Origin of the sequence: Kitasatospora sp. NPDC056138, from assembly GCF_042264695.1 — a bacterium.
Taxonomy (GTDB): domain Bacteria; phylum Actinomycetota; class Actinomycetes; order Streptomycetales; family Streptomycetaceae; genus Kitasatospora.
On the sequence record NZ_JBHJVK010000011.1, the window covers coordinates 1 to 13,486 of the forward strand.

12 protein-coding genes and 1 rRNA gene are annotated in these 13,486 nt (G+C 70.4%); 12 read left to right on the forward strand and 1 reads right to left on the reverse strand.

The features are described from left to right. The 12 genes from rrf to ACFC1R_RS10265 form a co-directional block, all read left to right on the forward strand. Positions 1–93, forward strand: a 5S ribosomal RNA gene (rrf, locus tag ACFC1R_RS10210); the annotation flags it as partial. A gap of 95 nt (positions 94–188) precedes the next feature. Beyond that, complete coding sequence (locus tag ACFC1R_RS10215; protein ID WP_375935731.1) at positions 189–800, forward strand: CDP-alcohol phosphatidyltransferase family protein; 612 nt, start codon at positions 189–191, stop codon at positions 798–800. A gap of 207 nt (positions 801–1,007) precedes the next feature. Further along, a complete protein-coding gene (locus ACFC1R_RS10220; RefSeq protein WP_375935734.1) occupies positions 1,008–3,503 on the forward strand; it encodes a sugar phosphate nucleotidyltransferase in 2,496 nt (831 codons plus the stop codon). A gap of 171 nt (positions 3,504–3,674) precedes the next feature. Further along, positions 3,675–4,724 carry a DUF881 domain-containing protein gene (locus ACFC1R_RS10225; protein ID WP_375935737.1) on the forward strand — a complete coding sequence of 350 codons (1,050 nt, stop codon included), beginning with the start codon at positions 3,675–3,677 and terminating at the stop codon, positions 4,722–4,724. Continuing rightward, a complete protein-coding gene (locus ACFC1R_RS10230; protein WP_045304011.1) occupies positions 4,721–5,053 on the forward strand; it encodes a small basic family protein in 333 nt (110 codons plus the stop codon). The genes ACFC1R_RS10225 and ACFC1R_RS10230 overlap by 4 nt, the downstream gene beginning before the upstream one ends. An 11-nt stretch (positions 5,054–5,064) precedes the next feature. Continuing rightward, positions 5,065–6,018, forward strand: coding sequence for a DUF881 domain-containing protein (locus ACFC1R_RS10235; RefSeq protein WP_375935740.1), 954 nt, complete (start codon positions 5,065–5,067; stop codon positions 6,016–6,018). 181 nt (positions 6,019–6,199) lie between these two features. After that, positions 6,200–7,063, forward strand: coding sequence for an FHA domain-containing protein (locus ACFC1R_RS10240; protein WP_375935742.1), 864 nt, complete (start codon positions 6,200–6,202; stop codon positions 7,061–7,063). 81 nt (positions 7,064–7,144) lie between these two features. Further along, entirely contained in the window at positions 7,145–7,894 is a 750-nt protein-coding gene (locus ACFC1R_RS10245) for a MerR family transcriptional regulator (RefSeq protein ID WP_375936064.1), read from the forward strand. 129 nt (positions 7,895–8,023) lie between these two features. After that, entirely contained in the window at positions 8,024–8,497 is a 474-nt protein-coding gene (locus ACFC1R_RS10250) for a bifunctional nuclease family protein (protein WP_045304014.1), read from the forward strand. A gap of 250 nt (positions 8,498–8,747) precedes the next feature. Continuing rightward, on the forward strand, positions 8,748–9,437 hold the full coding sequence (locus tag ACFC1R_RS10255) for a MerR family transcriptional regulator (RefSeq protein ID WP_375935744.1): 690 nt from the start codon (positions 8,748–8,750) through the stop codon (positions 9,435–9,437). A gap of 94 nt (positions 9,438–9,531) precedes the next feature. Beyond that, a complete protein-coding gene (locus ACFC1R_RS10260; RefSeq protein ID WP_375935746.1) occupies positions 9,532–10,239 on the forward strand; it encodes a vancomycin high temperature exclusion protein in 708 nt (235 codons plus the stop codon). Positions 10,240–10,326: 87 nt separating this feature from the next. Then, positions 10,327–11,739: a DNA polymerase IV gene (locus ACFC1R_RS10265; RefSeq protein WP_375935748.1), complete on the forward strand. Its 1,413-nt coding sequence runs from the start codon at positions 10,327–10,329 to the stop codon at positions 11,737–11,739. Between the two features lie 169 nt (positions 11,740–11,908). Here ACFC1R_RS10265 and ACFC1R_RS10270 read toward each other — a convergent pair whose 3' ends face one another. Then, positions 11,909–13,390 (reverse strand): MFS transporter, encoded by a 1,482-nt coding sequence (locus ACFC1R_RS10270; RefSeq protein ID WP_375935750.1) that lies wholly within the window; start codon positions 13,388–13,390, stop codon positions 11,909–11,911. Between the last annotated feature and the right edge of the window lie 96 nt (positions 13,391–13,486).

The window sequence follows — 13,486 nt, forward strand, 5'->3', positions numbered from 1 at the left end:
ACGCCCGGTTACATTCCGAACCCGGAAGCTAAGCCTCAAAGCGCCGATGGTACTGCAGGGGGGACCCTGTGGGAGAGTAGGACGCCGCCGAACAAATTTTGGAGAAAGCCCCCTCCCGGGTTCGGGAGGGGGCTTCTCTGTTGTAGGGTCAATGCCGCACAGTTGTCGTACCGTCAGGAGGCCCCCCGGTGGAGGTCCAGGAGACGCGCGTTCAGACCGACCGCGTCCTCACCATTCCCAACCTGCTCAGTATGGGGCGGTTGGTCGGGGTGCCGATCTTCCTGTGGCTGATTCTCTGGCCGGTGTTCGGGGGCCCGAGGAACGACGGCTGGGCGATCGTCGTGCTGATGCTGAGTGGGATCAGCGACTATCTTGACGGGAAGTTGGCCCGGCGGTGGGGGCAGATCAGTCGGCTCGGGCAGATTCTGGACCCGGCGGCGGACCGGCTGTACGTGGTCTCGACGTTGGTCGGGCTGACCTGGCGCGGAATCCTGCCCTGGTGGGTGACGGCAATTCTGGCGGCGCGTGAGCTGTTCATCGCTTCGCTGCTGCCGATTCTCAATCGGCATGGCTACGGCCCGCTGCAGACCAGCTTTCTCGGGAAAGCCGCGACCTTCAATCTGATGTACGCGTTCCCGCTGCTGCTGCTCGGTGACGGTACGACCTGGCTCGCGACGCCGGCCGAGATCGTCAGCTGGGCTTTTATCTGGTGGGGTACGACGCTCTACTGGTGGGCCGCCATCATGTACGCCGTACAGGCCAGGCAGATCGTCAAAGCGGATGCTGCGGCGACGGGCTGACACCGCTCCGGCGGCGCATACTGACGGTGTGGTGGACTTGCCCAACCGAGATGTATGCGAGCCGGGACATACGTGTGAGGCATGCCGTGCAGTTGAGACCAGGCACACGCCATCGCGGTGAGTCGGACGTAACCATCCGGGTAGACATGCTCTGAAACGGTTTGATGGATCCCAGGGTCCACCACCGCGAAGGAGGACGCACCCGTAATGAAAGCCGTTGTGATGGCAGGGGGCGAAGGCACCCGCCTCCGGCCGATGACGTCGAGCATGCCAAAGCCGCTGCTGCCGGTCGTCAACAGGCCGATCATGGAACACGTGTTGCGGTTGCTGAAGCGGCACGGCCTTACCGACACCGTTGTGACCGTGCAGTTCCTGGCCTCGTTGGTGAAGAACTATTTCGGTGACGGTGAAGAGTTGGGTATGCACCTCACCTATGCCAACGAGGAGGTCCCCCTCGGTACGGCAGGAAGTGTCAAGAACGCCGAGGACGCACTCCGGGACGACTCGTTCCTGGTGATCTCCGGGGATGCACTCACCGACTTCGACCTCACCGAGCTGATCGCCTTCCACCGTCGCAAGGGCGCGATGGTCACCGTCTGTCTGACCAGGGTGCCCAATCCCCTCGAGTTCGGGATCACCATCACCGACGAGAGCGGGCGGGTCGAGCGTTTCCTGGAGAAGCCGACCTGGGGGCAGGTCTTCTCCGACACCGTGAACACCGGCATCTACGTGATGGAGCCGGAGGTCTTCGACTACGTCGCGGCCGGCGAGTCGGTGGACTGGTCCAGTGACGTCTTCCCGCAACTGCTCAAGGAGGGGAAGCCGGTCTTCGGCTATGTCGCCGAGGGTTACTGGGAGGACGTGGGCACGCACGACAGCTACGGCAAGGCCCAGGCGGACGTCCTGGAGGGCAAGGTCGACGTCGAGCTGGACGGCTTCGAGATCTCGCCCGGTGTCTGGGTGGCCGAGGGCGCCGAGGTGGACCCGGAGGCCGTCCTGCGCGGGCCGCTGTACATCGGCGACTACGCCAAGGTGGAGGCCGGCGTCGAGCTGCGTGAACACACCGTGCTGGGCAGCAACGTGGTCGTGAAGCGCGGGGCGTTCCTGCACAAGGCGGTCATCCACGACAACGTCTACATCGGGCCGCAGTGCAACCTGCGTGGCTGTGTGGTGGGCAAGAACACCGATGTGATGCGGGCGGCCCGGATCGAGGACGGGGCGGTGATCGGGGACGAGTGCCTGATCGGCGAGGAGTCGATCATCTCGGGCAACGTCCGGGTGTACCCGTTCAAGACGATCGAGGCCGGTGCCTTCGTCAACACCTCGGTGATCTGGGAATCCCGCGGCCAGGAGCACCTGTTCGGGGTGCGCGGTGTCTCCGGGATCCTCAACGTCGAGATCACACCGGAGCTGGCCGTGCGGCTGGCCGGGGCGTACGCGACGACGCTCAAGAAGGGGGCCACCGTCACCATTGCGCGTGACCACTCGCGTGGTGCGCGTGCGCTCAAACGGGCGATGATCTCGGCGCTGCAGACCAGCGCGATCGACGTCCGCGACCTGGAGAACGTCCCGATGCCGGTGGCCCGCCAGCACACCGCGCGCGGCGGCGCGGGCGGGATCTTCCTGCGGACCACCCCAGGGGTGCCGGACTCGCTGGACATCCTCTTCTTCGACGAGCGCGGGGCGGACCTCTCCCAGGCCGGGCAGCGCAAGCTCGACCGGGTGTACGCGCGGCAGGAGTACCGACGGGCTTTCCCGGGCGAGATCGGTGATCTGACCTTTCCGTCCAGCGTGTTCGACTCCTACGCGGGGAACCTGCTCAGGGCCGTGGACACCACCGGCGTGCGCGAGGCGGGGCTGAAGGTGGTGGTCGACGCCGCGCACGGCAGCGCGGCGCTGGTGCTGCCCAGCATTCTCGGCCGGCTCGGCGTCGAGGCACTGACGGTCAGCACCGGTCTGGACGAGGCCAGGCCGACCGAGGACGCCGAGGAACGGCGGGCGGGGCTGGCCAGGCTCGGTGAGCTGGTGTCCTCCTCGAAGGCGGCCTTCGGGGTGCGCTTCGATCCGGTCGGCGAGCGGGTGGCCTTCGTGGACGAGCTCGGTCGGGTGATCGAGGACGACCGGGCACTGCTGGTGCTGCTGGACCTGGTCGCGGCCGAGCGGCGGAGCGGCCAGGTGGCGCTCCCGGTGACCACGACCCGGATCGCCGAACAGGTGGCGGCGTACCACGGCACCCAGGTCTGCTGGACGACCACCTCGCCGGACGACCTGGCCAAGGCGGCCGCGGCCGAGGGCACGGTCTTCGGCGGTGACGGTCGGGGCGGCTTCGTGGTCCCGGAGTTCAGCGGTGTGCTGGACGGTGCGGCGGCCTTCGTCCGGCTGGTGGGTCTGGTGGCCCGTACCCAGCTGACGCTCAGCCAGATCGACGCTCGGATTCCGCAAGCGCACATCCAGCGGCGTGACATCGCCACGCCGTGGGCGGCCAAGGGCATGGTGATGCGTTCGGTGGTGGAGGCGGCCGGCAACCGCAGGCTGGACACCACGGACGGGGTCCGGGTGGTGGAGCCGGACGGGCGCTGGACCCTGGTGCTGCCGGATCCGGCCGAGGCGGTCACCCACCTCTGGGCGGAGGGCCCGGACGATGGGGCCACCGAGCAGTTGCTGGAGGAGTGGGCCGCCGTGGTGGACGGCGCTGGACGCTAGCGCAGCGGCCGGTTTCCGGGGTCGAGGGGGCCGGAAGGCTCCCCCGGCCCCGGCAGGCCGTTCAAGGCGTGCTGGAGGGCTCTCGCAGGTGCCCGTGGGCTGCCGGGTGGGTGTCGGGCAGTAGTAGGGGCTGTGCATTCGGCGGATCCACGACGTGGGACGATGTACCGCATGCCAGCACCGACGACGCCGAGTGACCGGGACAGACGCTTTGCGCGCCCCGACGCCTCGATGTCCCTGCTGACCAATGTGATGGACCACAGCCTGGACGACGGCTACGCCGAGGCGGCCAGGGCGCGGGGCGCCGAGGGTTCCAGCAGGCTGCCCGCCTCCGTGCGCGGACGCCTGACGCTGGCGCTGGGCCTGGCCCTGGCCGCGACGGTGGTCACGGTGGGTGCGGTCAACAACGAGGAGGCGGCGCCGACCCTGGCCAAGGAGCGGGACGCGCTGGTCCACCGGGTGAACGACGCCACCGGCGGAGCCGACAAGCTGCAGAAGCAGATCGAGAGCCTGCGGGACAAGGTCGAGCAGGCTCAGGACCATGCCCTGAGGTCGCAGGGCGACGGCGGACTCGCCGCGGTCGCCGGACAGGCGGGCACGGGCGAGGTGTCCGGTCCCGGAGTGAAGCTGGTGATCGAGGACGCCTCGGGCACCGGAGCCGGCGGCTCGGTCAACAACCCGCGTCAGGCCGACGGCTTCCAGAACAGTGGGCGGCTGAAGGACCGTGACCTCCAGCTGGTCGTCAACGGGCTCTGGAGTTCCGGTGCGGAGGGCGTCGCGATCAACGGGCAGCGGCTCACCGTGCTGTCGGCGATCCGGGCGGCGGGCGACGCCGTCCTGGTGGACAACCGGCCGCTGGTGCCGCCCTACACGGTGCTGGCGATCGGGGACGGGCAGCGGTTCGCCACGGCTTTCCAGAACGCGGAGGCCGGGCACTACCTGCGACTGATCCAGGACAGCTACGGGATCAAGTCCAACCTCTCCGTCCAGAAGAAGGTCACGCTGCCGGGGGCGCTGGGCATCACGCTGCGGTATGCGCAGCCGCTCACCACGACTCCCGTGCCCGCGCCCTCGGCGTCCGCCTCCGCCGCTGTCCCGGCGTCCGCCTCGCCGTCGTCGTCCGGTTCGTCCAGGCCGAGCGCCTCGCCGAAGCCCAGCGGGTCGTCCAAGTCCAGCAAGAGTCCGTCCACCCCCACAGGGACAGGAGCAGCTACACCGTGATTGCCGTACTTGGTCTCGTGATCGGGGTGGTCGTCGGCCTCTTCGTACAGCCCGAAGTGCCGGACGCCGTCGTGCCCTATCTGCCGATCGCGGTGGTGGCGGCCCTGGACGCGGTGTTCGGCGGCGTGCGGGCGATGCTGGACGGGATCTTCGACGACAAGGTCTTCGTGGTCTCCTTCCTGTCGAACGTCGTGGTCGCGGCGCTGATCGTCTTCCTGGGTGACAAGCTCGGGGTCGGTTCGCAGCTCTCCACGGGTGTGGTGGTCGTGCTCGGCATCCGGATCTTCTCCAATGCCGCCGCGATCCGACGGCACGTCTTCCGGGCCTGAGAGGGGGAGGGATGAGCGAGGACGGAAAGAAGGAGCCGGAGGCTGCGCAGCCCCAGCCCCAGCCCCAGCCCCAGCCCCAGCCCCAGCCGGAGCCCCAGCCGGAGCCCGAGCCGCAGCCGGAGCAGTCGGAGCAGCCTGAGCGCGAGGTTGAGGCCCTGTCGGGCGCCGGCCTGCCGTCGGCGGGGGAGGTGGCCCGGGAGAGCGGCCCGGACGAGGTGCAGGCTCGCCCGGCCACCCCGCCTGCGGACGCCAGAAGACGGCTGAAGGCGGCGCTGTGGCCGCCGCGCCTCTCGCGGGGGCAGCTGGTGGTGGCGGTGCTGCTGTTCTCGCTCGGCCTGGCGCTGGCGATCCAGGTGCGCTCGACCAGTGACCACAGCCAGCTCCGTGGTGCCCGTCAGGAGGATTTGGTCCGTATCCTCGACGAACTGGACAGCCGTCAGCAGCGTCTCCAGCAGGAGAAGACGCAGCTTGAGCAGTCCCTCACCCAGTTGGAGAACAGTTCCAACCAGGCGAAGGAGGCTCAGGAGCAGACCAGGAAGAAGGCGACGGAGCTCGGAGTGCTCGCCGGCACCGTCAAAGCCACAGGTCCGGGCATCGTACTGACGGTCGATGATCCCCAAGGGCAGGTGAAGGCGGATATGCTGCTGGACACCCTGCAGGAACTTCGAGCGGCAGGGGCGGAGGCGATTCAGATCAACGATGTGCGCGTGGTGGCCGGCACCTACTTCACCGATGCGTCGGCGGGTGGGGTGCAGATCGACGGTAGGAAGGTCTCGCAGCCGTTCCGTTTCACCGTGATCGGGAACCCGCAGGATCTGACGCCTGCCCTCAACATTCCGGGTGGCGTGGTGCGCACCCTGGAGAAGCAGCAGGCGCAGGCCACGATCGCCGCGCAGCAGTCGGTGACGGTGGATGCACTCGTCACCCCGAAGACCTCCCAGTACGCCACGCCGGCGGCCAAGTGACGGCACGAATGCCGTACGGTCCGTCAGCCGTTCTGCGCCCTTGGCAGCGGGTGCACGGCAACTTTCGGCGACAATGGGACGTACCACTCGATCGGCACCGGCCGGGTGCCGGGTCAGCTGCCTGTCCGAGCCTCTCACCCTGCCCCGCGGGCGGGTCTGTCACACGCAAGGAGATTCGCCCGTGAGTCTGTTCTCGAAGCTGTTCGGTCGTAACAAGCACCGGGCCGCGGCCGCTGAGGCGCCCACGGCGCGTCACCGCATGTCCGACGACGACGCCGGGGTCCCCGGGATGCGGCCCGTCCCCGGGCAGGACCAGTACGCCGAGCGTCCGCTGTTCCGCGACGGTGGCGGCAATCAGGAGGGCTACGGCGCGTCGGTTGATTCCTCGGGCGCCACGCGCATAGGTTTCCAGTCGGGACCCTCAACCTCTGATGGAGGGTTTGCTCCGGATCCGTACGCCGGGCACGCCCCGTCGGGCGTGCCGAGCCAGGAGGCTGTGAACATGACTGCCGGTGCTCTTCCCTGTCCCCGGTGCGGGAACCAGAATCCGCCGGCGGCCCGCTTCTGCAACAACTGCGGTACGGCGCTGCGCGGCGGGCTGCTGCCCGAGGGCGCGGCGGAGACCACGTCGACCATCTCGATCTCCGGCCTGGAGTCGTACGACCCCACCGCCACCGGGACGGGTGCCACGCCGGCGCTCTCGGTCGAGGTGCTCTCCGCGATCGACGCGCTGCCGCCGGGCTCGGCCCTGCTGATCGTGCAGCGCGGCCCGAACTCCGGGAGCCGTTTCCTGCTCGACTCCGACGTCACCACGGCGGGCCGCCACCCGGAGGGTGACATCTTCCTGGACGACGTCACCGTCTCCCGTCGGCACGTCGAGTTCCGCCGGACGCAGGGCGGGTTCGCGGTGGCCGACGTGGGCAGCCTCAACGGCACCTACGTCAACCGGGAGCGGATCGACGAGGTGTCGCTCAACAACGGTGACGAGGTGCAGATCGGGAAGTACCGGCTGGTGTTCTTCGCCAGCCCGCAGCGGGGGTACTGAACACACCGGGGGTACTGAACACGACGTCGGCAGGAGCCCCGAGTGACCGCGCATACCCCTTCATCCGTCGAGGCCGTCTCCGTGCCCGGTTCGCGTCGAGCGGTCGGGGTACGGCGGCGCGGTGACGAACTGCTGAGTATCGGTGCGGTGCTGACCTTCCTTCGGGACGACTTCCCGGAGGTCACCATCTCCAAGATCCGCTTCCTGGAGGCGGAGGGGCTGGTGGAGCCGCAGCGGACGCCCTCGGGCTACCGCAAGTTCAGTCCGTCCGACGTCGAGCGGTTGGCGTACGTGCTGCGGATGCAGCGCGATCACTACCTGCCGCTGCGGGTGATCCGGGAGCACCTCGACGCGATGGAGCGCGGCGAGGCGCCCCCGGCCCTGCCGGCTCCGGAGGCCCGGCCCGGTCCGCTGGATGAGGCGGACCGGGAGCTGGTGGCGGCCTCCGGCGCGGCGCCCGGGGTCCGGCTCGGCCGGGCCGAGCTGCTGGCGGCGGCGGAGGCGGGCGAGCCCGAGCTGACGGAGTGGGAGTCTTACGGGCTGGTCGCCGCGGGGCCGGACGGCGGGTACGACGGGGAGGCCCTGCAGGTCGCCCGGCTGGTCGCGGAGCTCGGCCGGTACGGTCTGGAGCCGCGCCATCTGCGTGCCATGAAGGCGGCGGCGGACCGGGAGGTGGCGCTGGTCGACCAGGTGGTCGCACCGCTGCGGCGGCACCGGAACCCGCAGACCCGGGCCCATGCCGAGGCCACCGCGCGCGAGCTGGCCACCCTGTCGGTGCGGCTGCACGCCGCCATGGTGCAGGCGGGACTGAAGGCTAGGCCGGGCCAGTGAGTGCCCGGTGGGCCGGCAGTGCTGCCCGGCCGCCGAAACCCGCCGCCCGGGGGCGTGCGGCTGTCCGCCCGGGAGTGCCCCGACCGGCTGCGCTTTCATATCCGGGGCAGGGGTCATAGGGTTGCCACTGTGAATGAGCTCGACGTCGTGGGTGTCCGGGTGGAGATGCCTTCCAACCAGCCGATCGTGCTGCTTCGGGAGGTAGGGGGAGATCGGTACCTGCCGATCTGGATCGGTCCTGGCGAGGCGACCGCGATCGCTTTCGCCCAGCAGGGCATGACACCGGTGCGGCCGCTGACTCATGACCTGTTCAAGGATGTGCTGGACGCGCTCGGCCAGCAGCTCACCGAGGTGCGGATCAGTGACCTCAGGGAGGGCGTGTTCTACGCCGAGCTGGTGTTCTCCGGTGGTGTCGAGGTCAGTGCGCGCCCGTCGGACGCGATAGCCCTCGCGCTGCGGACCGGTACGCCGATCTACGGGAGCGAGGAGGTGCTCGCCGAGGCGGGTATCGCGATCCCGGACGAGCAGGAGGACGAGGTGGAGAAGTTCCGCGAGTTCCTCGACCAGGTCTCGCCGGAGGACTTCGGCGGTGGCCAGCAGTAGGGCTCCGTCGCGGCTCCGCCGCAGGTCGGTGGAACCATCGGGTGCCGGCCGCAAGTCGGGCTTTGCCAAAGGGCGTCGACCTACCCACACTTAGGGTACGAAAAACCACTCCACCGAGTGACATCGGTGGTGAGCCTCGGCGTGGCGATCGTTGACGGGTCACTGGCGACTGCCTACCGTCAGAAGTGGCTCCGGTGAGTTACTCCAGCCGGGGCCGGACGGCCCACAGGACGAGCGGACGGAGGTTGGCATGAGCGGCTTGGGCGACGAAGCAGCCGTTGGAGGCCCGTGCTCCGTGCACGTCCCGCGCTCCGGGCGGAAGCTGCTGCTGGAGCGGGCCTGGGAGGCCGCGGGCGTCGATCAGCAGGAGCGCGAGCTGCCGAGGGTCGGACGCTTTCCGGCCGTGCAGCCCGGGCAGCCCGCGATCGAGCGGCTGGCGCCGACCTCCGAGCTGGTGGGCTACCGGGGGCCGACGGCCTGCGCCGCCGCCGGGATCACCTACCGGCAGTTGGACTACTGGGCCCGTACCGGGCTGCTGGAACCCAGCGTGCGCAGCGCCTACGCGGCCAGTGCGCACCGGCTCTACAGCTTCCGCGACGTCCTGCTGCTCAAGATCGTCAAGCGTCTGCTGGACGCCGGCGTCTCGCTCCAGAACATCCGGGTCGCCGTCACCCATCTGCAGCGCGCCGAGGTCGCCGACCTGGCCGGGCTGACCCTGATGTGCGACGGCGCCACGGTGTACGAGTGCACCTCGCCGCAGCAGGTGGTGGACCTGCTGAAGGGCGGTCAGGGAGTCTTCGGCATCGCGGTCGGCGCGGTCTGGCACGATCTGGAGGCGACGCTCGGGCGGCTGCACGCCGAGCGGGCGGACACCGGTGAGACGCTGATCGGGCACGACCCGGGGGACGAGCTGGCCCAGCGCCGCAACCGCGCCGGCTGACCGGCGGACGGATTCGAACGAGGGCCCGGACGGGAGGAACCGTCCGGGCCCTCGGCGTCGTCCGGGCAGGTGGAACGATCAAGAGGGGGATCCAGTGGGACGGAAGTCGCGGCCACGACTGCGCCTGCCCCGGGTGCGCCTGCCCCGGACGAGACGGGCTCAGCGGCGAACCTTCCAGGCGGTCACGCTGCTCAGCGTGCTGGCGCTGGCGCCGAGCGGCTGGCTCTGGCTGAGCGAGGAGGGCCGGGTCGGCACCGTGCAGAGTGCGCCGAGCGCGCCCGTCGCCGTGGTCTTCGGGGCCGGGCTGTTCGACGGCGAGCCGTCGCCCTACCTCGCGCACCGGCTGGACGCGGCGCTGGCGCTCTATCAGGACCGCAAGGTGGAGGCGATCCTGGTGACCGGTGACAACAGCCGGAACTCCTACAACGAGCCCGACGCGATGCGCCGCTACCTGGTCGGCCACGGGGTGCCCGACATCCGGGTGGTGGAGGACTACGCGGGCTTCGACACCTGGGACTCCTGCACCCGGGCCAGGCGGATCTTCGGGGTGGACCGGGCGGTGCTGGTCAGCCAGGGCTTCCACGTGCGCCGGGCGCTGGCGCTCTGCCGGGCCGCGGGCATCGAGTCGTACGCCGTCGGGGTGCCCGAACCGGCCGATGCGACCTGGTACTACGGGGGTCTGCGGGAGATCCCCGGCGCGGGCAAGGCGGCGCTGAACGCGTGGTTGCGGCCCGACCCGCAGTTCCTGGGCGCCCGGGAGACCGGGATCGCCCGTGCGCTGGCGGACGCGGGCGGCCACTGACCGTGCGGTCGGCCGGCGGCGACGGCCGAGCGGGGTGGGACGGGTCGCCGAACCGGAATTGTCAGACCCCTGCGAGATGATCAGCAGGTGCGGACAGTGCCGAGCATCATCCACCTCGACATGGACGCCTTCTTCGCCGCGGTGGAGCAGGCGGCCAAGCCCAGCCTGCGCGGCAAACCCGTGGTGGTCGGCGGTCTGGGCGGTCGCGGGGTGGTGTCCACCGCCTCGTACGAAGCGCGGCGGTTCGGGGTGCACTCGGCGATGCCGATGGCGCAGGCCCGGCGGCTCTGCCCGAACGCGGCGTTCCTGGCCGGCCGCTTCCCCGCCTACCGCGAGGTGAGCGACATCGTCATGGGCCTGCTGCGGGAGCTGTCGCCGCTGGTGGAGCCGCTCAGCCTGGACGAGGCGTTCGTGGACCTGGAGGCGGGGCCGTACGGGCCCGCGCTGGCGGCTGCGGGCCCGCAGGAGGGTGCGCAGCTGGTGCTGGCGATCGCGGAGGACCTGCGCGCGGACATCCGGGCGCGGACGGCGCTGACCGGTTCGGTCGGCGCGGCCGGGTCGAAGCTGATGGCGAAGATCGCCTCCGAGCAGGCCAAGCCGGACGGCCTGGTGCTGATCGGGATCGGGTCCGAGCGAGCGGTGCTGAGCCCGCTGCCGGTCCGGGCGCTGCCCGGTGTCGGCCCGGCCACCGAGCAGGTGCTGCGGCGGGCCGGGCTGCTCACGGTGGCGGATCTGGCGGACGCGGGGGAGGGCGAGCTGGTCCAGCTGCTCGGCCGCGCGCACGGGGCGGGGCTGTACGCGACGTCCACCGGTCTGGACGAGCGCCCGGTGGTACCGGACCGGGACGCCAAGTCGGTCTCGGTGGAGGACACCTTCGAAGTGGACCTGGCGGACCGGGACCACATCCTGCACCAGGTCGACGTGCTGTCGGCGCGGTGCGTGCAGCGCCTGCACGCGGCGGGCCGCTCCGGCCGGACGGTCGTGTTGAAGGTGCGCCGTTTCGACTTCTCGACCCTCACCAGGTCCGAGACCCTGCGGGCGCCGACCGACGACGAGGCCGTGATCGCCGAGACGGCGCGGCGGCTGGCGGCGCAGGTGGACACCACGGGCGGGGTGCGGCTGCTCGGCGTCGGCGTCTCCCAGCTGGCCGACTACACCCAGGAGGATCTCTTCGCACAGGCGGCGGCTGAGGCACAGGCGGCGGCCAGGGCCGGGGCGGCCGTCGAGGAGGGGGAGAGCGCCACCGAGCGGGAGGGGCCGCCGGAGCCCGAGCCGACACTGGTGCGTGCGGGGGCCGTCGAGCCGCCGGCCGTCCGGCACTGGCGGCCCGGGCAGGACGTGACGCACGCCCAGTACGGTCCCGGCTGGGTGCAGGGCAGCGGCGTGGGCCGGGTCACCGTACGGTTCGAGACTCCGTACAGCCTGCCGGGCCGGGTCCGGACTTTCGCGATCGACGACCCGGAGCTGGAGGCGGCCGATCCGCTGCCGTTGCGGGCGTAGCGGCGTTCCGTGCCGCCGGCTGGAAAAACGTTGTGGCCCTGTACCCGGAGCTTGTCCGGGTACAGGGCCACTTGTCGAGCTGGGCCTCGGGCGGGTCGCGATGCCCTCACCGCCCGCCGGGGCCCAGTTCCCTCGCGCCCTGTCCCTGAGCGCGAGGTCAGGCGCCTCGTCAGGCGCCGGTCTTGGCCAGCTCCGAGTCGGAGCTGTTCGCCACCGGAACGGCGGTGGCGGGCTTGACGCGACGGATCGCGAACGGCACCACGGCGGCCACCAGGCACATCGCGGCGGCGACCCAGAAGGCGTGCTTGTAGGCGTCCAGGGTGGGCAGCTGGATCGGCATCGGGATCGGGAACTTGATGGTGTCGCCGGTCAGGATCGCGCCCATGACGGCGGTGCCGATGGCGCCACCGACGGTGCGCAGCACGGCGTTCATGCCGTTGGCGATACCGCTCTGCTCGGCCGGGACGGCGCCGTTGATGTAGGCGGGCATCGCAGCGTAGGCGAGGCCGACGCCGAGGCCGAAGACGGCCGAGGCGAGGTAGATGTCACCCTCCGCGCTGTGGCGGACGGCCAGGTAGGCCATCGAGACGGCGCCGAGCAGGCCACCGAGCACCAGCGGCAGGCGCGGGCCGCTGCGGGCGATCAGCAGGGCGCCGACCGGGGCGGCGACCATCGAGCCGAGGGCGGACGGCAGCAGCATCACGCCGGCGTGCAGCACGGTGGCGGTGAAGCCGTAGTGGGCGAACTTCTCGGGGGTCTGGGCGAAGTTGCTGATCACCATGAAGGAGCCGTACATCCCGAAGCCGATGAGCAGGCCGGAGATGTTGGTGAAGGCGACGGCCGGGCGGGCCATCATCTTCATGTCCACCAGCGGGTGGCTGACCTTGACCTCGATGACGCCCCAGATCAGGGCGACCACGGCCGCGACGGCGAACAGGCCGAGCGTCTTGGTGGAGGTCCAGCCCCAGTGGTTGCCCTGGCTGACGGCGATCAGCAGGGCGGAGAGCCAGCCGGCCAGGGTGAGCGCGCCGAGCGGGTCGGCGCCGCCCTCCTTGTCCACGACCGGGTCCTTGGGGACGCGCAGGGCGACCAGGGCGACCGCGATGAGACCGAAGATCAGGCCCATCCAGAAGATGGACTTGTAGCTCCAGTGCTCCAGCAGCAGGCCGGTGGCGACCAGGCCGAGGCCCGAGCCGACGCCCATCGAGGCGGAGATCGCGGCGACGCCGCCGGTGACCTTCTCCTTGGGGAGCTCGTCACGGACGATGCTGATCGCCAGCGGGAGCACGCCACCGCCGGCGCCCTGCAGGACGCGGGCGACGACCAGCCAGCCGAAGGAGTGGGTGCCGACCGCGAGGGCGGAACCCGCGACCAGGCCGGCCAGCGAGATCAGCAGCATCGGCTTGCGACCGCGCAGGTCGCCGAAGCGGCCGAGCAGCGGGGTCAGGACGGCGGCGGAGAGCAGGTTGGCCGTCATCAGCCAGGTGATGTTGGAGCCGGCGACGTGCAGCTCCTTGGCCAGCGACGGCAGGATCGGGACGACCGCGGTCTGCACCACGCTGAACGCCAGCATCGCCAGGATCAGAGCGGGTAGCACCCGTGCGCTGCTCGGCTTCTCGGCCGCGGAGCTGGGCTGTGGTGCCTCACTCACGGTTCTTCCTCCAGTTCAGGTGCCCCGGGCAATCTGTTGCGAGGGGCGAAAGTCAACGAACTGAAGTAACGATGCCGGTAGATACTTCACTATGTC